This window comes from Streptomyces sp. B8-7, assembly GCF_058833805.1.
Genome location: NZ_JBYRRL010000002.1, coordinates 524,839 through 549,909 on the forward strand (window position 1 = coordinate 524,839; position 25,071 = coordinate 549,909).

At 73.9% G+C, this 25,071-nt stretch carries 21 protein-coding genes; 18 read left to right on the forward strand and 3 right to left on the reverse strand.

What is annotated here, in order from left to right; all coding sequences use genetic code 11:
* Positions 1-19 precede the first annotated feature (19 nt).
* The 8 genes from AC5K6T_RS11000 to AC5K6T_RS11035 all read left to right on the forward strand — a co-directional run bounded on the left by AC5K6T_RS11000 (position 20) and on the right by AC5K6T_RS11035 (position 11,244).
* Entirely contained in the window at positions 20-1,435 is a 1,416-nt protein-coding gene (locus AC5K6T_RS11000; RefSeq protein ID WP_493208001.1) for a hypothetical protein, read from the forward strand.
* 281 nt (positions 1,436-1,716) lie between these two features.
* Complete coding sequence (locus AC5K6T_RS11005; RefSeq protein ID WP_493208003.1) at positions 1,717-2,559, forward strand: nitrilase-related carbon-nitrogen hydrolase; 843 nt, start codon at positions 1,717-1,719, stop codon at positions 2,557-2,559.
* Positions 2,556-3,842, forward strand: coding sequence for an aspartate aminotransferase family protein (locus tag AC5K6T_RS11010; protein ID WP_493208005.1), 1,287 nt, complete (start codon positions 2,556-2,558; stop codon positions 3,840-3,842). Before AC5K6T_RS11005 ends, AC5K6T_RS11010 begins: the two co-directional genes overlap by 4 nt.
* A gap of 43 nt (positions 3,843-3,885) precedes the next feature.
* On the forward strand, positions 3,886-5,472 hold the full coding sequence (locus AC5K6T_RS11015) for a PucR family transcriptional regulator (protein WP_493208006.1): 1,587 nt from the start codon (positions 3,886-3,888) through the stop codon (positions 5,470-5,472).
* Between the two features lie 155 nt (positions 5,473-5,627).
* The gene (locus AC5K6T_RS11020; protein ID WP_493208008.1) at positions 5,628-6,470 is read left to right on the forward strand and encodes a nitrilase-related carbon-nitrogen hydrolase; all 843 of its coding nucleotides are present in this window, start codon (positions 5,628-5,630) and stop codon (positions 6,468-6,470) included.
* A 147-nt stretch (positions 6,471-6,617) separates the two neighbouring features.
* Positions 6,618-8,021 (forward strand): dihydropyrimidinase, encoded by a 1,404-nt coding sequence (hydA, locus tag AC5K6T_RS11025; protein ID WP_493208009.1) that lies wholly within the window; start codon positions 6,618-6,620, stop codon positions 8,019-8,021.
* An 11-nt stretch (positions 8,022-8,032) separates the two neighbouring features.
* A complete protein-coding gene (locus tag AC5K6T_RS11030; protein WP_493208011.1) occupies positions 8,033-9,055 on the forward strand; it encodes a TIGR03842 family LLM class F420-dependent oxidoreductase in 1,023 nt (340 codons plus the stop codon).
* A 659-nt stretch (positions 9,056-9,714) separates the two neighbouring features.
* Complete coding sequence (locus AC5K6T_RS11035; protein WP_493208013.1) at positions 9,715-11,244, forward strand: NCS1 family nucleobase:cation symporter-1; 1,530 nt, start codon at positions 9,715-9,717, stop codon at positions 11,242-11,244.
* Positions 11,245-11,267: 23 nt separating this feature from the next.
* Here AC5K6T_RS11035 and AC5K6T_RS11040 read toward each other — a convergent pair whose 3' ends face one another.
* Positions 11,268-11,951, reverse strand: a complete 684-nt coding sequence (locus AC5K6T_RS11040) for a hypothetical protein (protein WP_493208014.1) — start codon at positions 11,949-11,951, stop codon at positions 11,268-11,270.
* Positions 11,952-12,380: 429 nt separating this feature from the next.
* Between AC5K6T_RS11040 and AC5K6T_RS11045 the strand changes: the two genes are divergently transcribed.
* The 9 genes from AC5K6T_RS11045 to AC5K6T_RS11085 all read left to right on the forward strand — a co-directional run bounded on the left by AC5K6T_RS11045 (position 12,381) and on the right by AC5K6T_RS11085 (position 21,681).
* The gene (locus AC5K6T_RS11045; protein WP_493208015.1) at positions 12,381-13,226 is read left to right on the forward strand and encodes an inositol monophosphatase family protein; all 846 of its coding nucleotides are present in this window, start codon (positions 12,381-12,383) and stop codon (positions 13,224-13,226) included.
* Positions 13,227-13,517: 291 nt separating this feature from the next.
* A complete protein-coding gene (locus AC5K6T_RS11050; protein ID WP_493208017.1) occupies positions 13,518-14,936 on the forward strand; it encodes a phytoene desaturase family protein in 1,419 nt (472 codons plus the stop codon).
* Positions 14,937-15,029: 93 nt separating this feature from the next.
* Positions 15,030-15,539 (forward strand): O-acetyl-ADP-ribose deacetylase, encoded by a 510-nt coding sequence (locus AC5K6T_RS11055; protein ID WP_493208018.1) that lies wholly within the window; start codon positions 15,030-15,032, stop codon positions 15,537-15,539.
* Between the two features lie 174 nt (positions 15,540-15,713).
* Entirely contained in the window at positions 15,714-17,126 is a 1,413-nt protein-coding gene (gene lpdA / locus AC5K6T_RS11060; RefSeq protein WP_493208019.1) for a dihydrolipoyl dehydrogenase, read from the forward strand.
* 109 nt (positions 17,127-17,235) lie between these two features.
* On the forward strand, positions 17,236-18,606 hold the full coding sequence (locus AC5K6T_RS11065; RefSeq protein ID WP_493208021.1) for a hypothetical protein: 1,371 nt from the start codon (positions 17,236-17,238) through the stop codon (positions 18,604-18,606).
* A complete protein-coding gene (locus tag AC5K6T_RS11070; RefSeq protein ID WP_493208023.1) occupies positions 18,603-19,082 on the forward strand; it encodes a DUF7144 family membrane protein in 480 nt (159 codons plus the stop codon). Before AC5K6T_RS11065 ends, AC5K6T_RS11070 begins: the two co-directional genes overlap by 4 nt.
* Positions 19,083-19,105: 23 nt before the next feature.
* Positions 19,106-19,462: a SpoIIAA family protein gene (locus AC5K6T_RS11075; RefSeq protein WP_493208025.1), complete on the forward strand. Its 357-nt coding sequence runs from the start codon at positions 19,106-19,108 to the stop codon at positions 19,460-19,462.
* 240 nt (positions 19,463-19,702) lie between these two features.
* Positions 19,703-21,187: an AlkA N-terminal domain-containing protein gene (locus AC5K6T_RS11080; RefSeq protein WP_493209289.1), complete on the forward strand. Its 1,485-nt coding sequence runs from the start codon at positions 19,703-19,705 to the stop codon at positions 21,185-21,187.
* Positions 21,188-21,198: 11 nt separating this feature from the next.
* Complete coding sequence (locus tag AC5K6T_RS11085; RefSeq protein WP_493208027.1) at positions 21,199-21,681, forward strand: methylated-DNA--[protein]-cysteine S-methyltransferase; 483 nt, start codon at positions 21,199-21,201, stop codon at positions 21,679-21,681.
* Positions 21,682-21,898: 217 nt separating this feature from the next.
* Here the strand turns inward: AC5K6T_RS11085 and AC5K6T_RS11090 are convergent, their stop codons facing one another.
* Positions 21,899-22,651 carry an SIR2 family NAD-dependent protein deacylase gene (locus tag AC5K6T_RS11090; RefSeq protein WP_493208029.1) on the reverse strand — a complete coding sequence of 251 codons (753 nt, stop codon included), beginning with the start codon at positions 22,649-22,651 and terminating at the stop codon, positions 21,899-21,901.
* Between the two features lie 329 nt (positions 22,652-22,980).
* The gene (locus AC5K6T_RS11095; RefSeq protein WP_493208031.1) at positions 22,981-23,472 is read right to left on the reverse strand and encodes an NUDIX domain-containing protein; all 492 of its coding nucleotides are present in this window, start codon (positions 23,470-23,472) and stop codon (positions 22,981-22,983) included.
* 170 nt (positions 23,473-23,642) lie between these two features.
* Between AC5K6T_RS11095 and AC5K6T_RS11100 the strand changes: the two genes are divergently transcribed.
* Positions 23,643-24,800 carry a glycerate kinase gene (locus AC5K6T_RS11100; protein WP_493208033.1) on the forward strand — a complete coding sequence of 386 codons (1,158 nt, stop codon included), beginning with the start codon at positions 23,643-23,645 and terminating at the stop codon, positions 24,798-24,800.
* Positions 24,801-25,071: the final 271 nt, after the last annotated feature.

The following is a 25,071-nucleotide window of genomic DNA, read 5'->3' on the forward strand; positions in this document are numbered from 1 at the left end:
GTCTCTCGGAGGGCGTGCGATGTCAGTGGATCAACTCCCGTCTCGGGTGAGGGAGTTCGCGAACTACCTGGACGGCCTGATGGCCCGCCTGGACGAGGGCGGAGGGTGGTGCGCCGTGTTCTGGCAGCGCGACCCGGAGGGCATGCAGGCCTGCCTCGACGGACGTGAGGTGCCGCCCTGGGACGTGCTGGACGCCCTGCTCCAGGACCTGTCCGCCGGGTACGGCATCGCGGCCGCCGCCGGTGAGCTGGACCGGGCCCGGGCCCTGCACACGGCGGCACTCGCCGCCTTCGACCGGCGCCCCGGCGGGCGTGACGCCCTCGTCGACCGGCTCGACGTGATGCTGCGCGAGCAGCGGTACGCCGCCGAACGGCTGGCCGCACTGGACGCCGCGCTGCCTTCCGCCCGCTCGGCCGCGGACGCCGAGGCCCTTCGCGTCGATCTGGCCTGGGCCCGCGACGACCACGAGCGGGCGACCGCCCGCTGCGCGGAACTGCGCCGCCGGATGGCGGGACTCGACAGCCCCGCACCCGCCCCCGTACCCGCCCCCGCGGTGACGCCCGCGGCGCCCGCCGTCCCGGCGACGGGGCCCGCTGAGTCGGCCGCCCCCGCAGCCCCCATCCCCCCGGCCGCCCCGGCCGCCCCCGCCGCCCCGGCCGCCCCGTCGGCGGCCTCCGCCCGCTCCGCCCCCGTCCCCAAGCAGCGCAAACGCCGGCGCGGCAGCGCCCGCTTCGCCGGGATGGCCGAGGACGAGCCCTTCGCGCCGGCCCCCGCCTCCGCGGCCGTACCGCCGGACCCGCCCGCGCCGGCGGCCGGTGCGGCGGGCCGCACGCCCACCGGAGCCCGCTTCGCCGGGGCCGCCGGGGAGCCGCCGCGGGCGCCGGAACCGCGGCGCGTGCTCGGCCCCGAGGACCGGGCCGTGGTCGTCGGCACGGTGGGCGCGCTGGGCCGGCTGCGCGGCGAGGGGCGCAGCGGGGAGGCGCACGCCCTGCTGGTGGAGGCCGCCGGCTGGCCCCCGGCCCGGTTCCCGGTGCTCGCCGCCGAGCTGGAACGCGCCGGACTCGGCGCGGACTGGGCCACCCTGCTGTGGGAGGCGGCCTCGCTGCCCCCGGACCGCCTCGTCGCGGTGGGGGACGCGCTGTCCGCCGCCGGGCGGGCGGCCGACGGGCGGCAGATCCTGCGGCAGGGCCTGGTGCGCCCGGCCGCCGAGGTCGGGCGCGCCGTCGTGGAGCTGGCCGGCGAGGGCCGCCGCCGCGAGGTGCACGCCCTGCTCGACGCCTATGTGCGGATCCGCACGCCCGAGGAGGCGGCCCGCAGCGCCGCGGCCGAACCGCACACCGTGGTCCCGCTGCTGCTGGAGGCCGCCCGGGGTGTGTCCGACGAGCGCTACTGGGACCTGCTGCACGCGTTAAGGGTGGCGGGCCTCGCCGCCTGAGCACCGGCGGGCGGCGCCGCCCCCGGGCACCCCGGGGGCCCGTCCGGCCCGCGTGTCCCGCCGCCCGCCCCCGGCCCACCGCCGGACCGGCCCCGGCCCGGCGCCCCGCGGCCCGACTCACCCACGCGAGCCCGACTCACCCACGGGAGTGGGAAACGCCGCGGAGGGCGCGGGTTGCCGACAATGGTCTTGGCAAGGCCCTCGGGTAGGCATACGTTCATCCCTCTACGTCCCTGTTCTACGGGCGTAGAGGCGCTGACGTCCCGTCGAAGGAGCAGCTCATGGCGAACGTCGTCCGTGCCGCTCTGGTCCAGGCCACCTGGACCGGCGACACCGAGTCCATGGTGGCCAAACACGAGGAGCACGCCCGTGTGGCGGCCGGCCGGGGAGCCCGGGTCATCGGCTTCCAGGAGGTCTTCAACAGCCCCTACTTCTGCCAGGTCCAGGAGCCCGAGCACTACCGCTGGGCCGAGCCGGTCCCGGACGGGCCGACCGTGCGCCGGATGCAGGCCCTGGCGCGGGAGACCGGCATGGTCGTGGTCGTGCCCGTGTTCGAGGTCGAACAGTCCGGCCTCTACTACAACACCGCGGCCGTGATCGACGCCGACGGGACCTGCCTCGGCAAGTACCGCAAGCACCACATCCCGCAGGTCGAGGGCTTCTGGGAGAAGTACTACTTCAGGCCCGGCAACCTGGGCTGGCCCGTCTTCGACACCGCCGTCGGCAGGATCGGCGTGTACATCTGCTACGACCGGCACTTCCCGGAGGGCTGGCGCCAACTCGGCCTGAACGGCGCCCAGCTGGTCTACAACCCGTCCGCCACCCACCGCGGGCTCTCCGCCCACCTGTGGCAGCTGGAGCAGCCGGCCGCCGCCGTCGCCAACGAGTACTTCGTCGCCGCGATCAACCGCGTCGGACAGGAGGAGTACGGCGACAACGACTTCTACGGCACCTCCTACTTCGTCGACCCGCGGGGCCGGACCGTCGGCGGCACCGCCGGCGACACCGAGGAGGAACTCCTCGTCCGCGACCTCGACTTCGACCTGATCGAGGAGGTCCGGCAGCAGTGGGCCTTCTACCGGGACCGCCGCCCCGACGCCTACGAAGGGCTGGTACAGCCGTGACCGAGGACCTGCTGGGCCGCCACCGCGCCGTGCTCCCCGACTGGCTCGCCCTGTACTACGAGGAACCGCTGGAGATCACCCACGGCGAGGGGCGCCACGTCTGGGACGCCGACGGCAACCGCTACCTGGACTTCTTCGGCGGCATCCTCACCACCATGACCGCGCACGCCCTGCCCGAGGTCACCAAGGCGGTGAGCGAGCAGGCCGGCCGGATCGTCCACTCCTCCACCCTCTACCTCAACCGGCCCATGGTGGAACTGGCGGAGCGCATCGCCCAGGTGAGCGGCATCCCCGACGCCCGGGTGTTCTTCACCACCTCCGGCACCGAGGCCAACGACACCGCCCTGCTGCTCGCCACCGCCCACCGGCGCAGCAACACCGTGCTGGCGATGCGCAACAGCTACCACGGCCGCTCCTTCAGCGCGGTCGGCGTCACCGGCAACCGCGGCTGGTCGCCGACCTCGCTGTCCCCGCTGCAGACCCTCTACGTGCACGGCGGCGTCCGTACCCGAGGCCCCTACGCGGCCCTGGACGACCGGGAGTTCGTCGAGGCCTGCGTGGCGGACCTGGAGGACCTGCTCGGCCACACCCGTCCGCCCGCCGCGCTGATCGCCGAACCCATCCAGGGCGTCGGCGGGTTCACCTCCCCGCCCGACGGGCTCTACGCCGCCTTCCGCCGGGTCCTCGCCGAGCGGGGCGTGCTGTGGATCGCCGACGAGGTGCAGACCGGCTGGGGCCGCACCGGGGAGCACTTCTGGGGCTGGCAGGCGCACGGGCAGGCCGGCCCGCCGGACATCGTCACCTTCGCCAAGGGCATCGGCAACGGCATGTCCGTCGGCGGGGTCATCGCCCGCTCCGAGATCATGAACTGCCTGGACGCACAGAGCATCTCCACCTTCGGCGGCACTCAGATCACCATGGCGGCAGGCCTCGCCAACCTCACCTACCTCCTGGAACACGACCTGCAGGGCAACGCCCGCCGGGTCGGCGGCATGCTCGTCGAGCGGCTGCGGGCCGTCGCCGCCCAGGTGCCGGCCGTCCGCGAGGTGCGCGGCCGCGGCCTCATGATCGGCATGGAACTGTGCCGGCCCGGCACCGGCCAGGCCGACCCGCAGGCCGCCACCACCGTACTGGAGGCGGCCCGCCGGGGCGGGCTGCTCATCGGCAAGGGCGGCGGCCACGACACCAGCGCGCTGCGCATCGCCCCGCCGATGTCCCTGACCGTCGCCGAGGCCGAGGAGGGCGCCGCGATCCTCGAACGCGCCCTGCACGAGATCCAGTAGCCCGAGGCGAACGAGGCAGCGCCGGACACGAGGGAGCGCCGAGATGACCACCGCTCTGGAGACCCTGGAGCCCGCCCTGTCGGTCCGGCAGGTGCTCGGCCTGGAACGGGTCCTCGCCGGGGAGCCCGAGGTGGTGGCCGGGGCGGGCCACCTGGACCGCACGGTGCGCTGGGTGCACGTCGCCGAGGCCGCGGACGTCGGCGTCATGCTCACCGGCGGCGAGATGGTCCTCACCACCGGGGTGCTGCTCGCCGGCGACGAGCACAAGCAGGCCGAGTACATCCGCTCCCTGCACCGCGCGGAGGCCGCGGCCGTCGTCCTCGGACTCGGCCGCGCCTTCCCCGCCCCGCCGGACGTGATGCGCCGCGCCGCCGAACGCTGCGGACTGCCCCTGGTCGTGCTGCACCGGCCGTTCCCCTTCGCCGAGCTGACGGAGGAGGTCCAGTCCCGGCTGGTGCGCCGCAAGTACGCCGCCGTCAGTCTCTCCGAGGCCGTACGCACCGCCCTGACCGGTCTCATCACCGCCGGGGAGCCGCTGCAGCGGCTCCTGGACGAGGTCGCCCGGCACAGCGGCTGCCCCGTCGTCGTCACCAACCTCGCCCACCGCGTACTGGCCACCGCGGGGGAGCGGCCCGCCGTGGACGACGTCCTGCGCGACTGGGAGCGCATCGCCCGGCAGGCCGGCCGCAGCGAGGGCGACGGCTGGATCCGCGCCGAACTGGGCGGGCGCGGCGAACGCTGGGGCCGCATCCTGCTGTGCGGGTTCCGCGGCGACGCGGCCGCCGGCCGGCTGCTCGCCGACCGCGCCGCCGAGGCCCTCGTGCTGCACCGCCTGCTCGGCGGCACCGCCGCGTCCTCCTGGGAGGAGCAGTCCGCGCAGAGCCTGCTCACCGACCTCGTCTCCGGCGCCGTACCGGCCCGGCGGCTGCTGCCGCGCGCGCGGGCCGCCGGACTGCCCGTCAACCGGCGCACGTTCGTGCCGCTCGTGGTGCGCGGCGCCCGGCCCGGCCGGCTCGACCGGGTGCTGCGGCTGGTCGGCCTGCCCGGCCTGGTCGCCGAACTCGCCGACGGTGCGAGCGCCGTCCTGCTGAGCCTCGCCCGGGACCAGGACGCCGACGCCCTCACCGGGCACTTCGCGGACCGCCTGCGCCGGCCGGACCCGCCGCCGGCGCCCGAACGGCCGGACCCGGCCCCCGTGGTGGCCGCGGCCGCCGCCCGCCCCGACTGGGACGACGTACCCGCCGGGCTGCGCGAGGCCCGGCACGTCGCGGACGCCGTCGCCGACTCCTCCGGCGCGCTCCGGCTGCCACCGGTCGTCCGCCTCAGGGACGTCCACCTGCGCGGACTGGTCCGGCTGCTGCGGGACGACCCGCAGGTGCAGTCCTTCGCCGAGCGGGAGCTGGCCGGGCTGCTGCACACCGCCGACGACGACCTGCTCGCCGTGCTGCGCACCTATCTGGCGACCGGCCGCAACAAGTCCCGCACCGCGCAGCTCCACCATGTCTCCCGGCCCGCTCTCTACCGCCGCCTGGAGGCCATACAGTCCCGGCTCGGAGTCGACCTCGACGACTTCGAGCAGGCCGCCTCCGTCCACATCGCGCTCCTCGCGCACGACGCGCAACAGGGCTGAAACACCCGACGACCTGGGAGAACGGTGAGGAAACATGCGCTCGATCCCGGATGACACGGTGCCACGCCGCACCCCCCGAGACGTGACACGGTGCCACTCAATGCGGGCCCGCGCACTGCCTAGGCTCACCGGACACCGAGCTACCGGAGGTCCCGATGAGCCGAGTGATCCGCGCCGCCGTCTTCCAGACCGCCTGGACGGGCGACAAGGAGTCGATGATCCTTGCGCACGAGCAGGCGGCCCGCGACGCCGCCGCCCAGGGCGCCCAAGTCCTCTGCTTCCAGGAGCTGTTCTACGGACCGTACTTCTGCCAGGTGCAGGACCCGGCGTTCTACGAGTACGCCGAGCAGATCCCCGAGGGCCCGATCGTGCGCCGCTTCCAGGCACTCGCCGCGGAACTGGGACTCGTCCTCGTCCTGCCGATGTACGAGGAGGAGCAGCCCGGGGTCCTCTACAACACCGCGGCCGTGATCGACGCGGACGGCTCCTACCTCGGCAAGTACCGCAAGACCCACATCCCGCAGGTGCGCGGCTTCTGGGAGAAGTTCTACTTCCGCCCCGGCAACAGCGGCTGGCCCGTCTTCGACACCGCCGTCGGCAGGATCGGCGTGTACATCTGCTACGACCGTCACTTCCCCGAGGGCTGGCGGGCGCTGGGCCTGGCCGGTGCCGAGATCGTCTTCAACCCTTCGGCCACCTCGCGCGGACTGTCGGCCTACCTGTGGCAGCTGGAGCAGCCGGCCGCGGCCGTCGCCAACGAGTACTTCGTCGGCGCGATCAACCGGGTCGGCGTGGAGGAACTGGGCGACAACGACTTCTACGGAACCTCGTACTTCGTGGACCCCGAAGCCCGGTTCGTCGGCGAGGTGGCCAGCGGCAAGGAGCCCGAACTCGTCGTCCGCGACCTGGACATGGCCAAGCTGCGCGAAGTCCGCGACCGCTGGCAGTTCTACCGGGACCGGGCGCCGGGGGCGTACGGCCCGCTCACCGCGCCCTGACCAGGTCTGCCGTGCGGCTGCCGGGGCGCCGCACGGCAGGCCGGAGCACCCCCCGTCCCGCGACCGGCGTGCGGCCCGGTTGCCGGCCCGCCCCTCGCCACCGGCCGCGCACCACCGGCATCCGACACCCGTGAGGAGCGACGACGCATGAGCACCCGTACCGTCATCCGCGGCGGCCTCGTCATCACCGCCGCCGACGAGATCCACGCCGACGTGCTGATCGAGGACGGCCGCATCGCCGCCCTCGCCGCCGCGGGCACACCCGCCGCCCGTACCTTCACCGCCGACCGTACGATCGACGCGGCCGGGAAGTACGTCATCCCGGGCGGCGTCGACGCCCACACCCACATGGAGCTGCCGTTCGGCGGCACCTTCGCCTCCGACACCTTCGAGACCGGCACCCGCGCGGCCGCCTGGGGCGGCACCACCACCATCGTCGACTTCGCCGTGCAGAGCGTCGGCCACAGCCTGCGCGAGGGACTCGACGCCTGGCACGCCAAGGCCGAGGGCAACTGCGCCGTCGACTACGGCTTCCACATGATCGTCTCCGACGTGAACCAGGACACGCTCAAGGAGATGGACCAACTCGTCGAGGAAGGCGTCACCTCCTTCAAGCAGTTCATGGCCTACCCGGGCGTCTTCTACAGCGACGACGGCCAGATCCTGCGCGCCATGCAGCGCTCCGCCGGGAACGGCGGCCTGATCATGATGCACGCGGAGAACGGCATCGCCATCGACGTCCTCGTCGAACAGGCCCTGGCCCGCGGCCAGACCGATCCCCGCTACCACGGCGAGGTCCGCAAGGCCCTGCTGGAGGCCGAGGCCACCCACCGCGCCATCCGGCTCGCGCAGGTCGCGGGTGCCCCGCTGTACGTCGTGCACGTCTCGGCGGCGGAGGCGGTCGCCGAACTGGCCCGGGCACGCGACGAGGGCCTCGACGTCTTCGGCGAGACCTGCCCGCAGTACCTGTTCCTGTCCACCGACAACCTCGCCGAACCGGACTTCGAGGGTGCGAAGTACGTGTGCAGCACCCCGCTGCGCCCCCGGGAGCACCAGGCCCGGCTCTGGCAGGGGCTGCGCACCGACGACCTCCAGGTCGTCTCCACCGACCACTGCCCGTTCTGCTTCGCGGGACAGAAGGAACTCGGCCGCGGCGACTTCTCGAAGATCCCCAACGGCCTGCCCGGGGTGGAGCACCGCATGGACCTGCTCCACCAGGCCGTGCTCGACGGCCACATCACCCGGCGCCGCTGGATCGAGATCGCCTGCGCCACCCCCGCCCGGATGTTCGGCCTGTACCCGAAGAAGGGCACCATCGCGCCGGGCGCCGACGCCGACGTGGTGGTCTACGACCCGCACGCCGAGCAGATCCTGTCCGCCGAGACCCACCACATGAACGTCGACTACTCGGCGTACGAGGGCAGGCGCATCACCGGCCGTGTGGAGACGGTGCTCTCGCGGGGCGTCCCCGTCATCACCGAGCGGGAGTACACGGGCCGTGCCGGACACGGCGTCTACACCCCGCGCTCCACCTGTCAGTACCTCAACTAGGAGTGGCGCCCATGGACTTCGGACTCGTCCTGCAGACCGACCCGCCCGCATCCCGGGTCGTCAGCCTGATGAAGCGCGCCGAGCGCAACGGCTTCACCCACGGCTGGACCTTCGACTCCGCCGTGCTCTGGCAGGAGCCGTTCGTCATCTACAGCCAGATCCTCGCCAACACCACCCGGCTGAAGGTCGGCCCGATGGTGACCAACCCGGGCACCCGCACCTGGGAGGTGACCGCGTCCACCTTCGCCACCCTCAACGACATGTTCGGCAACCGCACCGTGTGCGGCATCGGCCGCGGCGACTCCGCGATGCGGGTGGCCGGCCGCACACCGAACACCCTCGCCCGGATCAGTGCCGCCATGAAGGTCATCCGCGACCTCGGCAGCGGCCGCGAGGCCGACCTCGGCGGCGGCACGGCCGTACGCTTCCCGTGGATCCGGCCCGGCGCCGAACTGCCCGTCTGGATGGCCGCGTACGGGCCGAAGGCGCTGCGGATGACGGGGGAGGAGGCGGACGGGTTCATCCTCCAGCTCGCCGACCCCTACCTCACCGAGTACATGATCAAGGCGGTGCGGACCGCGGCGAGCGACGCCGGACGGGACCCGGCCGAGGTCACCGTCTGCGTCGCCGCACCCGCCTACGTCACCGCCGACGACTCGCCCGCGGCACTCGCCCATGCCCGCGAGCAGTGCCGCTGGTTCGGCGGCATGGTCGGCAACCACGTCGCCGACCTGGTCGCCAAGTACGGAGAGAACTCCGGGCGGGTCCCCGACGAACTCACCGACTACATCAAGTCCCGCGAGGGCTACGACTACGCCCACCACGGGCGCAGCGGCAACCCCGACACCGCGTTCGTGCCCGACGAGATCGTGGACCGGTTCTGTGTGATCGGCCCCGTCGAGAAGCACATCGAGAAGATGAACACCCTGCGTGAGCTGGGCGTCGACCAGTTCGCCGTCTACGACATGCACGACGCGCAGGAGGCCGTGATCGACGCGTACGGCACGCAGGTGATCCCGGCCGTGAACGGCTGACCGCAGCGCTGGTCCCGCCGGTGCCGCCGGTCCCGCTGGTGCCGCCGGCCGCACCGGCGGGACCGGACCCCTAGGGCGTGTTTCGAAAGTAGCGTCGTCTGCCCGAAGGGCAGGTCTGGCGGCGTCTGGTGCGTGCGATCGCAAGGCGGAGGGTCGCCCCGATACTGGATGTATCGGGGCGAGCCCGACAACGCGGCGAGCGTGCGTGCCAGACGCCGCCAGGCAGGCGGGACTTTCGACACACGCCCTAGGTGGCCGCGGCGGTTGCCCGGTCCCCGCCGCGCGGAGCGGCGCGGCCACCGCGCACCCTTCCGGACCCCGTCGCCGCCTCCCCCTCCCCGCCGTTGCCTCCTCGTCCCCGTTCCTCCCTGCCCCTTCCTGCCCCTTCCTGCCTCTCCCTGCCTCTCCCTGTCCCTCCCTGTCCCTCCCTGTCCCTCTCTGGCCCTCTCTGTCACCTTATGTTCCTCCCTGCTCTTCCCTGCTCTTCCCTGGTCCTCCTTGCCCGTCCCCGCTCCTCCTCGTCCGTCCTGCCCGTCCCCCGCCGGTCAGGCTCCCCCTTCCCGCCGTCCCGGGAAGGGGGCCAGGGCGCATCCGCGCACCCCCCCTCGGTTCCACCCGCACGGCCTCTCCCCGTCCCACCTCGTCCGATTGGCCTGCCCATGACCGACACCGCTCCCACGGCCACGCCGTCCACCAGCCACGTCACCCTCGCCGACGGGCGGGTGGAGATCGCCCCCGACTCCCCGCCGCCGAGCGGCCGTTACGCCAACGAGGACCTGCTGCCGGTCCCCGTGGCCAAGCGCACCTGGACGACGTACAACTTCTCCGCGCTGTGGGTCGGCATGGCCCACAACACCGCCTCCTGGACCCTCGCCTCCGGGCTGATCGCCGTCGGCATGGACTGGAAGCAGGCGGTGCTCACCATCGCGCTGGCCAACGTCATCGTGCTGGCCCCGATGCTGCTCACCGGGCACGCCGGTCCCAAGTACGGCATCCCCTTCCCGGTCTTCGCCCGCGCCTCCTTCGGCGTCCGGGGCGCCAACCTGCCCGCCGTGGTGAGGGCGTTGGTGGCCTGCGGCTGGTTCGGGATCCAGACCTGGATCGGTGGTGAGGCGATCTACTTCCTGGCGGGCAAACTCATCGGCGAGGGCTGGACGGACACCGCGAAGATCGGCGGATACGCCTGGACGATGTGGCTGTCCTTCGCCGTCTTCTGGGCGATCCAGGTCGCGATCATCTACCGGGGCATGGAGACGATCCGCCGCTTCGAGAACTGGGCGGCGCCCTTCGTGCTCGTCGGGGCGTTCGTGATGCTGTGGTGGATGAGCGACAAGGCGGGCGGCTTCGGCCCGCTGCTCGACCAGCCCTCCTCGCTGGGCTGGGGCGGCGACTTCTGGAAGCTGTTCTGGCCCGCCCTGATGGGCATGATCGGCTTCTGGTCGACGCTCTCCCTCAACATCCCCGACTTCACCCGCTACGGCCGGAGCCAGAAGGCGCAGACGTGGGGACAGGCCCTCGGACTGCCCACCACGATGACGCTGTTCGCGTTCCTGTCGGTGCTCGTCACCTCCGGATCGCAGGCCGTCTACGGCGAACCCGTCTGGGACCCGGTGCAGTTGGCGGCGAAGACCGACAACGTGGTGGGCCTGCTCTTCGCGCTGGTCACCGTGCTGGTGGCGACGCTGTCCGTCAACGTCGCCGCGAACCTGGTCTCACCGGCCTTCGACTTCTCCAACCTCGCGCCCCGGCGGATCAGCTTCCGTGCCGGTGCGCTCGCCACCTGCGTCCTCGGCGTGCTGATCTTCCCGTGGAAGCTGTACTCCGACCCGCAGGGCTACATCTTCACCTGGCTCGGCCTGGTCGGCGGCCTGCTGGGCACCGTCGCCGGCATCCTCATCGCCGACTACTGGATCCTGCGCCGTGCCCGCCTGGACCTCGTCGACCTCTACCGCGAGGGCGGCCGCTACTGGTACGACCGAGGCTGGAACTGGCGGGCCGTCGCGGCGTTCCTGGCCGGCGGCGTGCTCGCGGTCGGCGGGGCCACCTTCGAGCCGCTCGTCGACGGCCGGCCGGTCCCCGCGCTGGAGCCCCTCGCCGACTACGGCTGGGCGGTGGGGCTCGGCACGTCGATGCTGCTGTACCTGCTGCTGAGCGTGGCGACCGGACGGCACCGCGGCGCGAAGGCCTGAGGAGCACCTCCCCGAAGGGGCGGTCAGCCGGAGGACGGTGACGGTCGGGAAGCGCCGTCCTCCAGCACCGCCATCGCCTCCTTGGCCGCCCTGATGGCACCCTTGTTGATCTCGTCGGTGCCGGGCGCCTTCTTCGACTCGAAGTCGCTGCCGGTGTACGTGACCACCACCAGCGCGTTGTGCGACCGGGTCAGCACCGTTCCCTCGCGGGTGTCCTGCCCGTCCTCGGTGGTGAGGTTGACGACGGAGTACCCGCTGTCGCCGAGCCCGGGGACGTCGCCGCCGCCCTTCGCCGCGTCCAGACGGCTCCGGTAGGACTTCTCCGCGGCCTCGTCCGACTCCATGACCTCGAACGACACGTCCAGCCACCGGTAGTCGAAGCCGTCGAGCGCGTTCCACGAGCAGGTGCGGCGCAACGTCGCGTCCGTGGACGGAATCTCCTTGCCCGCGGTCTTCGCGGCGGGCACCAGGGACGTGATCGTCTTCTTCGCCAGGCTCGTGCAGGGCGCGGGCGCGCCCGTGTACGTGGGGGGCGCGGCCGCCGTCGCGGGCGCGGACGCCGCCCGCGTGGCCGTGCCGCGGCCGGGCGGGTCCTGGGCGGCCGGCGCGGCCTCGGTGCCGGAGGAGAGGGCCCAGCCGGCGCACGCGAGCACGACGACGGGGGACAGCCGCGCGGTGAGGGCGAGCGGCAGGGGAAGAGAACGCACGGGCGCACTTTCCGTGGGGGACGGTGCGGAGGGGGTCCGCACTGCGGACGGGACGCCAGTGTCACACGACGGACAGTGAGGGGGAAGTGCCAACTCGCTGTGTGCCCGCACGGTGACGGGGGTGAGTGGGTGACGGGTCGTCTGTCCCGTTATGTCCCGTCAGTGGCGGTCGTGGTCCCGTCGGAACCCCGTCGGAACCCCGTCGGAACCTCGTCGGAGCGGCCCCGCCCGGCGCGGGCGGCGTGCGGCGCGGGCGGGCCGGATGCCCGGCGGGCGGCGGGGCGGGGTCGCTGCCGTGTGAGGCGCGGTCACCCTCGGTGAGGGGGAGCGCCGGTGCGCGTCCGGAGCCGAACCTGGAATTCATCTGGAATGCACCACTTGTACACAGGGCGGGTGGGGATTGTCAGCGGCGCGTGCTCTCATGGAGGCATGATCGAAGACACGGAAACCATCGACGAGTTTCTCGCACGCCGCTCGGCCGACGTGGAGGAGGCGGTCCGCGAGGCCGCCGCGGCCGAGATCATGCCCCGCTTCCGGAGGCTCGCCGCACACGAGATCGACCAGAAGAGCGGGCCGCACGACCTGGTGACCGACGCCGACCGGCAGGCCGAGCTCCACCTCACCGAGGCGCTCGGCTCCCTCCTGCCCGGCTCCGTCGTGGTCGGCGAGGAGGCCGTGCACGCCGACCCCGCCGCCTACCGGGCGATACAGGGCGACGCCCCGGTCTGGATCGTCGACCCGGTCGACGGCACCCGGCAGTTCGTGCACGGCGACGACGGCTTCTGCACCCTCGTCTGCCTCGTCCGGCGCGGTGAGCTGCTCGCCTCCTGGACGTACGCGCCCGCGCGCGGCCAACTCGCCGTCGCGGTACGGGGCCGGGGCGCCTACCTCGACGGCGAGCGGCTGCACACCGGCGCGCCCGCACCGGGCCGTTCCCTGCGGGTGGCCACCTCCCACCCGGACTACACCACCGACGAGCAGAAGAAGGCCCTGCTCGGCCTGTGGACCGAGGGTGTGGCGCCGCGCGCCTGCGGGTCGGCGGGCCTGGAGTACCTCGCCGTGGCCCGCGGTGAACTGGACGCCACGGCCTTCTCCTGGGAGGCGGCCTGGGACCACGCGGCGGGCCTGCTCCTGGTCGAGGAGGCGGGCGGCGCCCACCTCACCCTGACCGGCGAGCCGTTCCGGGTCACGGGCGGCAACAGCCTGCCCTTCACCGCGGCCCGGGACACCGCCACCGCGCACCGCGTACGGACCCTGCTCGCCGGCCCGGCCTGACCGGCGGCCCGGCCTGACCGGCGGCCCGGCCTGACCGGCGGTCGCGGCCCGGCCCGGCCGCACCGTCCGGTGGCTGGGCGCGGTCTGCGGACCGGGTGCGGTGGGCGGCCGGGTGCGGAGCGCCGTGCACCGCACCGGCGGCGGGGCGCGGCCGGGGTCCCGTCCGCCCGGCGGTGCGGCGGCACCGCGGCGCGAGGGGGCGACGGGCGGGAGGCGGCCTCGGCGAGGGTGCCGCGGCTGCGGGGCATATTCTGAGGCCCAGAGGCCGCCGGCTGACGAAGGAGTCCGAAGGTGCCGTCCATGTTCGATGCCGTCGTGGTGGGTGCGGGGCCGAACGGGCTCACGGCCGCCGTCGAGCTGGCCCGCAGAGGCTGCTCCGTCGCCCTGTTCGAGGCCCGCGACACCGTCGGCGGAGGTGCCAGGACCGAGGAACTCACCCTGCCCGGCTTCCGCCACGACCCCTGCTCCGCGGCCCACCCGCTCGGCGTCAACTCGCCCGCCTTCCGCGCCCTTCCGCTGCACCGGCACGGGCTGCGCTGGCTGCACGCCGACCTGCCCATGGCCCACCCGTTCCCCGACGGCAGCGCGGCGGTGCTGTCCCGGTCGGTGGCGGAGACGGCCGCCTCCTTCGGGCCGCGCGACGCGGGGGCGTACCGCAGACTCGTCGCACCGTTCCTGCCGCACTGGGACACCCTCGTGCGGGACTTCATGTCCCTGCCCCTGACCGCGCTCCCCCGCGACCCGGTCACGCTGGCCCGCTTCGGCCTGCGGGGGCTGCCGCCCTCCACCTGGCTCACCCGCCGCTTCCGGGACGAGCGGGCCAAGGCCCTCTTCGCCGGCCTCGCCGCCCATGTCATCGCCCCCCTCGACGGCCTCGCGACCAGTGCCGTCGGCCTGGTCTTCGCGCTCGCCGCGCACGCCCGCGGCTGGCCCGTCGCGGAGGGCGGTTCCCAGGCCGTGTCCGACGCCCTCGCCTCCCTGTTCCGCGCCCACGGCGGCACCGTCCACACCGACTACGAGGTCAGGCGGCTCGACGACCTCCCGCCCGCCCGCGCGTACGTCTTCGACACCTCGCCCACCGCTCTCGCCCGGATCGCCGGGCTCGGCGACCGCTACGGCCACTACCGCTACGGCGCCGCCGTCTTCAAGGTCGACTACGCGCTCGACGGGCCCGTCCCGTGGACCGCCGCCGAGGCCCGTCGCGCCGGCACCGTCCAGCTCGGCGCCGACGCCGCGGAGATCGACACCGCCCTGCGTGCGGCGTCCCGTCAGAAACGCGCCCCCGAGGTGCCGTTCCTCATCACCGTGCAGCCCAGTGTGGTCGACCCCACCCGCGCCCCGGCCGGACAGCACGTCTTCTGGGTGTACGGACACGTCCCCAACGGCTGGACGGGTGACCTCACCGACGCCGTCGAACGCCAACTGGAGCGCTTCGCACCGGGCTTTTGCGACCGCGTGCTCGCCCGCGCCACCGCCGGCCCGCCCCAACTCGCCGCCCGCAACGCCAACTACGTCGGCGGCGACATCGCCTGCGGCGCCTTCACCGGCCTGCAGGCCCTGCTGCGCCCGCGGCTGTCCCTGTACCCGTACCGCACCCCGCACCCGGCCGTGTTCCTCTGCTCCTCCGCGACCCCGCCCGGCCCCGGTGTACACGGCATGTCCGGGCACAACGCGGCCAAGGAGGTCTGGCGCGCCCTGCGCCGGACCTGAACGGGAGGCAGAAGACCTCGCGGGGGGCCGAGAGCCACTGAAAGACCAGCAGAGGCCGGCAGGGGTCCGGTCCAGGGACAGGAGGGAGTCGTCATGACCGTCATCGCGCTCGTCCGGGGCGACATCACCCGGCAGACCGCCGACGCCATCGTCAACGCGGCCAACTCCTCGCTCCTCGGCGGTGGAGGCGTCGACGGCGCGATCCACCGCCGCGGCGGTCCGGCCATTCTGGCGGACTGCCGCCGGCTGCGCGCCGGACACTACGGCAAGGGCCTGCCCACCGGCCGGGCCGTCGCCACGACCGCCGGCGAACTGGACGCCGAGTGGGTGATCCACACCGTGGGCCCCCGCTACAGCCGGGAGGAGGACCGCTCCGCGCTGCTCGCCTCCTGCTACCGCGAGTCGCTCCGCGTCGCCGACGAGCTGGGCGCCCGGAGCGTCGCCTTTCCCGCCGTCTCCGCCGGCATCTACGGCTGGCCCGTGGACGACGCCGCCCGTATCGCGGTCGCGGCGGTCCGGGCCGCGGACACCGCGGTGGCGGAGATCCGGTTCGTCCTCTTCGACGCGCCCGCCTACGAGGCCTTCGCGGCGCAGCTGCGCTGACCCGCCCGCGGACGGGACGGCCCGGGACCGGCCCGCGGCCCGGGACCGGTCCCACCCCGCCCGGTGAGGGTGATCACCTTTGCCGGGGCCGTGTGGCGGCGGGCCGGGCCGGGCGAAACAATCTGAGGCGCACCGAGCGGACAGCCGCTGCCACGTCACCGAAGAGGACCAGCCATGCACGAGCAGGACGAGCACTTCGACGTCGTCGTACTCGGCGCGGGCCCCGGCGGGTATGTCGCCGCCGTGCGCGCCGCCCAGCTCGGGAAGAAGGTCGCCGTCGTGGAGGAGAAGTACTGGGGCGGCGTCTGCCTGAACGTCGGCTGCATCCCCACCAAGGCCCTGCTGCGCAACGCCGAGCTGGCGCACATCTTCACCCACCAGGCCGGGACCTTCGGCATCAAGGTCGACGGCGAGGTCTCCTTCGACTACGGCGAGGCGTTCCGGCGCAGCCGCAGGGTCGCCGACGGCCGGGTCAAGGGGGTCCACTACCTGATGAAGAAGAACAAGATCACCGAGCTGGACGGCCGCGGCACCTTCCTGGACGCGCACACCCTCCAGGTGGCCGGCTACGACGGCGACACCCGCACCATCGGCTTCACGCACTGCATCATCGCCACCGGCGCCACCCCCAAGCTGCTGCCGGGCACCAAGCGCAGCGCACGCGTGGTGACGTACGAGGAGCAGATCCTCGCCGAGGACCTGCCCGGGTCGGTGGTGATCGCGGGCGCGGGCGCGATCGGCATCGAGTTCGCGTACGTCCTGCACAACTACGGGGTGAAGGTCACCGTCGTCGAGTTCCTGGACCGCATGGCGCCCCTGGAGGACGCCGAGGTGTCCGCCGAACTCGCCCGCCAGTACCGCAAGCTCGGCATCGACGTGCTCACCTCCACCCGGGTCGACGGCATCGACGAGTCCGGCGCCACGGTGCGGGTCGCCGTCACCGGCAAGGACGGCGCGCGGCAGGTGCTGGAGGCGGACAAGGTGCTCCAGGCGATCGGGTTCGCGCCGAACGTGGAGGGCTACGGCCTGGACAAGACCGGGGTCCGCCTCACCGAGCGCGGCGCGATCGACGTCGACGGCCGCTGCCGCACCTCGGTGCCGCACCTCTACGCCATCGGCGACGTCACGGCCAGGCTGATGCTCGCGCACGCCGCCGAGGCGATGGGCGTGATCGCCGCCGAGACGCTCGCGGACGCCGAGACGATGGAGCTCGACTACGCGATGATCCCGCGCGCCACCTACTGCCAGCCGCAGATCGCCAGCTTCGGGTACACCGAGGCCCAGGCCCGTGATCTCGGCTACGACGTGCAGGTCGCCAAGTTCCCGTTCAGCGCCAACGGCAAGTCCCACGGCCTCGGCGACACCACCGGCTTCGTCAAGCTGATCAGCGACGCCACGCACGGGGAGCTGATCGGCGGCCACCTCGTCGGCCCCGACGTCACCGAGCTGCTGCCGGAGCTGACCCTGGCCCAGCAGTGGGACCTCACCGTCCACGAGGTCGCCCGCAACGTGCACGCCCACCCGACCCTGGGCGAGGCCGTCAAGGAGGCCGTGCACGGCCTGGCCGGACACATGATCAACATGTGAGGCGGGGGCGGGGCCGCTCACCCGAACGGCCCGGCAGCGTTCGCCGCCGCCCCCTGGACGGGTTGTCCTTGCTGCGTCGGGTCACTCCGGCGCAAGCGAGGGAGCGGCCATGGCGGACGACCGGCCCCCGGCGGGGCAGAGCGAGCTGGAGCGGCTGCGGGCCCGCGTCGAGATGCTGGAGGCCGAGCAGACCCGCCCGCCCCGCCACCGCGTCAGGTCGTTCCTCGCCGCCGTGCTGATCGTGCTGGGCTGTGTCCTCGCGCCGTTCAGTCTGGTGGCCGCCTGGAGCGCCGAGTTCATCGGCGACACCGACCGCTACGTCGACACCGTCGCGCCGCTGGCCCGCGACGAGGCCGTGCAGAACGCCGTCGCCGACCGGGTCACCGACGCCGTCATGGAGCACCTGGACCTGCCGGCCCTGCTCCAGGGCGTGGCCCCCGCGGACCGGCCCCTGGTGGACAAGGCCCTGGGCCGGCTGGGCGACTCCCTGGAGGGCGCCGTCGCCAGCTTCGTCCGCGACAGGACGCGGGCCGTGGTCGCCTCCGACGCCTTCGAACGGATCTGGACCGAGGCCAACCGCCGTGTCCACGCCGCCGTGGACGAGGCCCTCACCGGCGGCGGCGACGGCACCGTCCAGCTCACCGACGACACCGTGACCGTGGACCTCGCACCCCTCGTGGAGCAGGTCAAGCAGCGGCTCGTCGACTCGGGTCTGACCGTGGCCGCGAACATCCCCACGATCCACGCCCGGTTCACCGTCGTGGAGTCCGAGGAGATCGGGAAGATCAGGACCTATGTCCGGCTGCTGGAGCTGGCCGGGTTCTGGCTGCCCGTCATCGCGGTGCTGCTGATCGCGGCCGGGGTGCTGCTGTCCGCGCACCGCCGCACGGCCCTGATCACCGCCTCGCTGTGCGTCGCGTTCGCCGCGCTCGTCCTCGGTGTCGCCCTCACCGTGTTCCGCGGGGTCTACCTCGACGCCCTGCCCTCCGACGTGGACCAGCCGGCCGCCGGCGCCCTCTACGACACGCTGATCCGCTACCTGCGGACCGCCGTACGCGCGGTGGTGGCGCTGGGCGTGGTGATCGCCGTGGCGGCCTGGCTGTCCGGACCCGGCCGCTGGGCGAGGGGGCTGCGCCAGATGTGGCACTCGGGGATCACCGCCAGCCGCGGCACCGCCGACCAACTGGGCATGCGCACCGGGCCGGTGGGCCCGTTCGTGCTCCGCTACCGCACCTGGATCACCTGGATCCTGGTCGTCGCCGCCGTCCTCGCCTACGTCCTGTGGTCCTACCCGACCGGCTGGGTCGTCGTCGGCCTGGCACTCACGCTGCTCTTCGCGCTGAGCGTGGCCGACTTCCTGGCGGTGGGCGAGGGGGACGGCCCGGGAGCCGGGGGAGGAGGCCCGCAGGAGGGGGCGGGTGACGGGGGGCCGCACGAGGGGGGTCCGCACGAGGGGGCGACCGAAGGGACGCGACCATGAGCCAGCAGGAAGGACGGCCCGAGGGCCGGCCGGACAGCGAGATCGGCTCCGCCTGGAGCGCGGGGCGCCGAGGGGCACCGCCCGCCGGACCGGCCGGCCCGGACCCGTGGGTGACCGGCGGAGTCCTCTTCGCGGGCGTGCTGATGCTCTGCGGCGGCGTGCTCGCCGTCCTGCAGGGCATCGCGGCCGTCGCCGAGGACGACGTGTACGCCCGCATCGGGACCTATGTCTACGAGCTGGACCTCACCGGATGGGGCTGGATCCACATCGTCGTGGGAGTGCTCGTCGCCGTCACCGGGGCGGGGCTGCTCAGGGCTGCCCCGTGGGCCCGGTTCGCCGGCATCTTCTTCGCCGCGCTCAGCCTGGTCACCCAGTTCCTGTTCCTGCCGTACGCGCCCGTGTGGTCCGTGGTGATGATGGCGATCGACGTGTTCGTCATCTGGGCGCTGGCCAGCCGCACCGCTCAGACAGGCTGACACCCCACCCGAGAGGAGCGATCATGATCAGCAGGCTCGACGGGATGCCGGACGGCGTCATCGGCTTCGAAGCCACCGGGAGGATCTCCGCGCAGGACTACCGCGACACGGTGCTGCCCGCGCTCACCGGCGCGGCCGCCTCGGGCGAAGTACGGTTCCTGCTCGTCGTCCGCGACTTCGGCGGCATGTCCGGCGGCGCGATGTGGGAGGACCTCAAGGTCGGCGTCGAACACCTGCGCTCCTGGAAGCGCATCGCGCTGGTCACCGACCTCGACTGGATGAGCCACCTCACGGCGCTCTTCGGCTGGATGACGCCGGGAGAGACCCGGACGTTCCCGCTGGCCCAGCGCGCGGAGGCGACCACCTGGGTCGCGGGCTGACCCACAGGCCCACCCGGGCGCTGCACCCCGCCGCGGCCCGGACGGGCCCGTCGGCTGTGCACCGGCGTCGCGCCCGATGCCCGCGCGGGCCGCCAGGGCTGTCGGGCGGCGGTCCCGCGAGGCGGCCCCGCCGCCCCGGGCGACGGCGAACCGGACCGGTGCAGGGCGGGCGAGGTCGATGTCGGAAACTCGCCAGACCCGGGGTGCCGGGTCCGGGATGCTGGACGTATGCAGAACGCGATGCACACCGACCGGGAGCACTGCGTGCGCGCGGTCCAGGGCAAGGACGCGCGTTTCGACGGCTGGTTCTTCACGGCGGTGACGAGCACCGGCATCTACTGCCGGCCCAGCTGTCCGGCGGTGCCGCCCAGACCCGAGAACATGGTGTTCCACCCGAGCGCGGCCGCCTGTCAGCAGGCCGGGTTCCGGGCCTGCAAGCGCTGCCGGCCGGACACCACGCCCGGCTCCCCGGAGTGGAACCGGCGCGCCGACCTGGTGGCCCGCGCCATGCGGCTCATCGCCGACGGCACCGTCGACCGCGACGGTGTGTCCGGCCTCGCCGCCCGGCTCGGCTACAGTGCCCGGCAGATCGAACGCCAGCTCGTCGCCGAGCTCGGTGCCGGCCCCCTCGCCCTGGCCCGCGCCCAGCGCGCCCAGACCGCCCGGCTGCTGATCGAGACGACGGCCCTGCCCATGGCGGACATCGCGTTCGCCGCCGGCTTCACCTCGGTGCGCACCTTCAACGACACGGTCCGCGAGGTGTACGCACTCACCCCGACCGGCCTGCGCACCCGGGCACCCCGGGCGGGCCGCCAGAACGGCGTGCTCACCCTGCGCCTGCCGTTCCGCGCCCCGCTCAACCCCGACAACCTCTTCGGGCACCTCGTCGCCACCGCCGTACCGGGAGTGGAGGAGTGGGTCCCCGCCGGGCCCGACGGCGCGGGCGGCAGCTACCGCCGGACGCTGCGGCTGCCCTACGGCCACGGCATCGCCGCGCTCGGCCCGCGCCCCGACCACGTCTCCTGCCGGCTCAGCCTCAGCGACCTGCGCGACCTGCCCGTCGCCATCAGCCGGTGCCGACGCATGCTCGACCTCGACGCCGACCCGGCCGCCGTGGACGGACAGCTGCGCACCGACCCGCTGCTCGCCCCGCTGGTGGACAAGGCGCCCGGCCGCCGGGTGCCGCGTACCGTGGACGAGGCCGAGTTCGCCGTCCGGGCCGTCCTGGGCCAGCAGGTCTCCACCGCCGCCGCCCGCACCCACGCCGCCCGGCTGGTCACCGCGTACGGCGAACGCGTCGACGACCCCGAGGGCGGGCTCACCCACCTGTTCCCCACGCCCGGCGCGCTGGCCGCCGTCGACCCCGGGTCGCTGGCGATGCCCCGTACCCGCCGGCAGACCTTCACCACCCTCGTCGGCCGGCTCGCCGACGGCTCGCTGCGGCTGGGCGTCGACAGCGACTGGGCCGAGACCCGCGCCCGGCTGCTGTCCCTGCCCGGCTTCGGGCCCTGGACCACCGACGTCATCGCCATGCGCGCCCTCGGCGACCCCGACGCCTTCCTCCCCACCGACCTCGGCATCCGCCGTGCCGCGCAGGAGCTGGGCCTGCCCTCCACACCGGCCGCCCTCACCGCCCGCGCGGCCCTCTGGCGCCCCTGGCGGGCCTACGCCGTCCAGTACCTGTGGGCGACCGACCACCACCCGATCAACTTCCTTCCCGTCTGAGGATCACCACCATGAAGCAGCACACGGTCATCGACAGCCCCTACGGGCCGCTCACCCTGGTCGCCGACGACGGCGTCCTGTGCGGCCTCTACATGACCGACCAGCGCCACCGGCCCGCCGAGGAGACCTTCGGGCCGCTCGACGACGCGCCCTTCGGACCGGCCGAGGAGCAGCTCACCGCCTACTTCGCGGGCGAGCTGAAGGAGTTCACCCTGGAACTGCGCCTGCACGGAACCCCGTTCCAGCGCTCGGTGTGGGAACGGCTGGTCCGCATCCCCTACGGCGAGACCCGCAGCTACGGCCGGCTCGCCGACGACCTGGGCAACTCCAAGGCCTCCCGCGCGGTGGGCCTCGCCAACGGCAGGAACCCGGTCAGCATCATCGTCCCCTGCCATCGGGTGGTGGGCGCCGACGGCAGCCTCACCGGCTACGGCGGCGGCCTGGACCGCAAGCAGCGGCTCCTTGACTTCGAACGGGGCACCGCACTGTTCTAGGGCGTGTTTCGAAAGTAGCGTCGTCTGCCCGAAGGGCAGGTCTGGCGGCGTCTGGTGCGTGCGATCGCAAGGCGGAGGGTCGCCCCGATACTGGATGTATCGGGGCGAGCCCGACAACGCGGCGAGCGTGCGTGCCAGACGCCGCCAGGCAGGCGGGACTTTCGAAACACGCCCTAGCGCCCCGTGCACCCCGGCCGCCGCGCGCGTCGGGGCCGGGTCAGCCGGCCGGGGCCGTACCGGAGCCCGGAGCCGCCAGCTCGCGCAGCAGTTTTGGGAGCGCCGTGCCGATGGGTTCCCGTACGACGGTGTCGGCGCGGTCGTCGTACGGGGTCGGTTCGGCGTTGACGATGATCAGGCGGGCACCGTGGTCGGCGGCCAGACCGGCCAGAGCGGCGGCGGGCTGCACCTGGAGGCTGGTGCCGACGGCGACGAAGACCCGGCAGGCCTTGGTGACGGCCAGGGCGTCGCCGAGGACCTGCGGGTCGAGACGCTCGCCGAACATGACCGTCGCCGACTTGAGGATGCCGCCGCACCCCAGGCACGCCGGGTCCTCCTCGCCGGCTTCCACCCGGGCGAGGGCGTCCTCCATCGGACCGCGCGCCCGGCACGAGGTGCACACGACGCTGCGCGCGCTGCCGTGCAGTTCGAGCACCTTGCGGGCGGGCATCCCGGCGAGCTGGTGCAGCCCGTCCACGTTCTGGGTGATCACCCGCACCGGGACCCCGGCCCTCTCCAGGTCGGCGACGGCGCGGTGCGCGGCGTTCGGCTCGGCCCGCAGCGTGCGGCTCCCGCGCCGCATCTGCCAGGAACGCCGCCGGATCTCCGGGTCGCCCATGTAGTACGCGTAGGTCACGAGCTTCTCGGCCTCGGGATCCGTGCGCCACAGCCCGTTGGGGCCGCGGTAGTCGGGGATCCCGGAGTCGGTGCTGATACCGGCGCCGCTGAGGATCGCGACGAGGGGCTTGGTCATGCGCCCGAGGGTAGGACCCTTGACCGCCCGGGGCGAGCGGCTTTCCCCACACCGCACCCCGGCGGGGTCGTGCGTGCTGTCACGCGGGTGCGGGGGCTGCCGGCGTCCTGGCACGGCAGCCGAGGTCAGCGTCTCTCCGGCCGCCGGACTCGCCGTGGAGGCGATGGTGCTCTCCGGTGCCGGCAACCCGCAGGACGCCGTCGAACTCGTCGTCCGCGACCACGTCCGCGGCGGCCACCGCACCGAGGCCGGAGCCGTCGAGCGGGACGACGCGCTGCGCGAGCGGCAGACCCCGTCCCGGGCCGTCGAGGGCCGACGGGCCCCGGTGGTCAGCCCACCCGGCGGCCGTTCTCCAGCTCCACCGGGCCCGACCCCTCCTCCAGGACCTCCAGCGCGGCCAGCACACGCCCGCCCAGGGAGCCCGGCAGCAGGACGGGCAGGTCCTCACGGGCCGCCATCCGCCAGGACAGCAGCTCCTCCTCCTGGAGCCGGACCGCCTTCAGGTCGTCCTCGCCCAGCACCCCGCCGTCGTACAGGTACGCCACCAGCGGCGGGCGCCCCGGACCGTGCGACCAGTCCACCGCGAGCAGCCGGCCGATCTCCCTGTCCAGGCCGATCTCCTCGGCCGTCTCCCGCCGTGCCCCCTGGCGCGGGGTCTCGCCGTCGTCGGACTCGACGGTGCCGCCCGGCAGCCCCCACCCGTCGCGGTAGTTCGGCTCCACGAGCAGCACGCGCCCCTCGGCGTCCCGGAACAGGGCGGCGGCACCCACCAGGACACGGGGCAGTCCGGCGATGTACGCGGCGAAGTCACCAGTGGTCATCACGGCACTGTACCCAGCCCGCCCCGCCCCGCACTGTACCCAGCCCGCCCCGCCCCGCCCTGGTTCCACCCTCCGGGCAGGGCATGGCGGGGGCGCCGCCCCGGGGATAGGGTCGCAGCGGCGCGACTGCCTTGACGTGCGCAAGGCTCGAAGATCAAGGGGATGGCAAGGTGGCAGACGCTGCACTGGAGAGCACCCGCGGGGTGCTCGTGGCCGCGGACAAGTTCAAGGGGTCGCTGACCGCGGTGCAGGTCGCCGCGCGGGTGACCGCCGGGCTGCGCCGGGTCGTGCCGGACCTGCGGGTGGAGGCGCTGCCGGTGGCCGACGGCGGCGACGGGACCGTGGCCGCGGCGGTCGCGGCCGGGTTCGAACGCCGCGAGGTCCGGGTGGAGGGCCCGCTCGGGGACGAGGTCACGGCGGCCTTCGCGCTGCGCGAGGGCACCGCCGTGGTGGAGATGGCGGAGGCGAGCGGACTGCAGCGGCTGCCGGAGGGTGTCTTCGCGCCGCTCACCGCGTCGACGTACGGCTCCGGGGAACTGCTCGCGGCCGCGCTGGACGCGGGCGCGGGCACCCTCGTGTTCGGCGTCGGCGGCAGCGCCACCACCGACGGCGGGGCGGGAATGCTGGCCGCGCTCGGGGCGAGGTTCCTGGACGCCGACGGACGGCCGGTGCCACCGGGCGGCGCGGGACTCGCCGAGCTGGCGACGGCCGACCTGTCCGGGCTCGACCCGCGGCTGGCCGCGGTGGACCTGGTGCTGGCCAGCGACGTCGACAACCCGCTGACCGGGCCCAAGGGGGCGCCCGCGGTGTACGGCCCGCAGAAGGGGGCGACGCCGCGGGACGTGCGCGCGCTGGACGCGGCGCTGGCGCACTTCGCGGAGGTCCTCCGGGGGGCGGTGGGGCCGCGCGCCGCGGAGTACGCGGCGTCACCGGGGGCCGGTGCGGCCGGCGGCATCGGCTTCGGCGCGATGCTGCTCGGGGCGCGGTTCCGGCCCGGTATCGAGGTCATGCTGGACGTGCTGGGGTTCGCGCCCGCCCTTGAGCGGGCGTCCCTCGTGATCACGGGGGAGGGGTCCCTGGACGAGCAGACCCTGCACGGGAAGGCCCCGGCCGGGGTAGCGGCCGCGGCGCGGGCCGCGGGCAGGGAGGTCGTCGCGGTGTGCGGGCGGCTGGCGCTGGAACGGGAGGCGCTGGAGCGCGCCGGTATCCGGCGGGCCTACCCGCTGTCCGCGGTCGAGCCCGACCCGGCCCGCAGCATCGCCGGGGCCGGCCCCCTGCTGGAGGACGTGGCCGAGTCCATCGCGCGGGACTTCTTCGGCACGCCCTAGGGCGTGTTTCGAAAGTAGCGTCGTCTGCCCGAAGGGCAGGTCTGGCGGCGTCTGGTGCGTGCGATCGCAAGGCGGAGGGTCGCCCCGATACTGGATGTATCGGGGCGAGCCCGACAACGCGGCGAGCGTGCGTGCCAGACGCCGCCAGGCAGGCGGGACTTTCGAAACACGCCCTAGCGGCCGCGGTGTGCCCGCGCCCCTTCAGGGCGCCGCCGAACCGTGGTGGACCTCGCGCGGCCGGCCCGGACGGCCGTCCGGGCGGTCGGCCGTC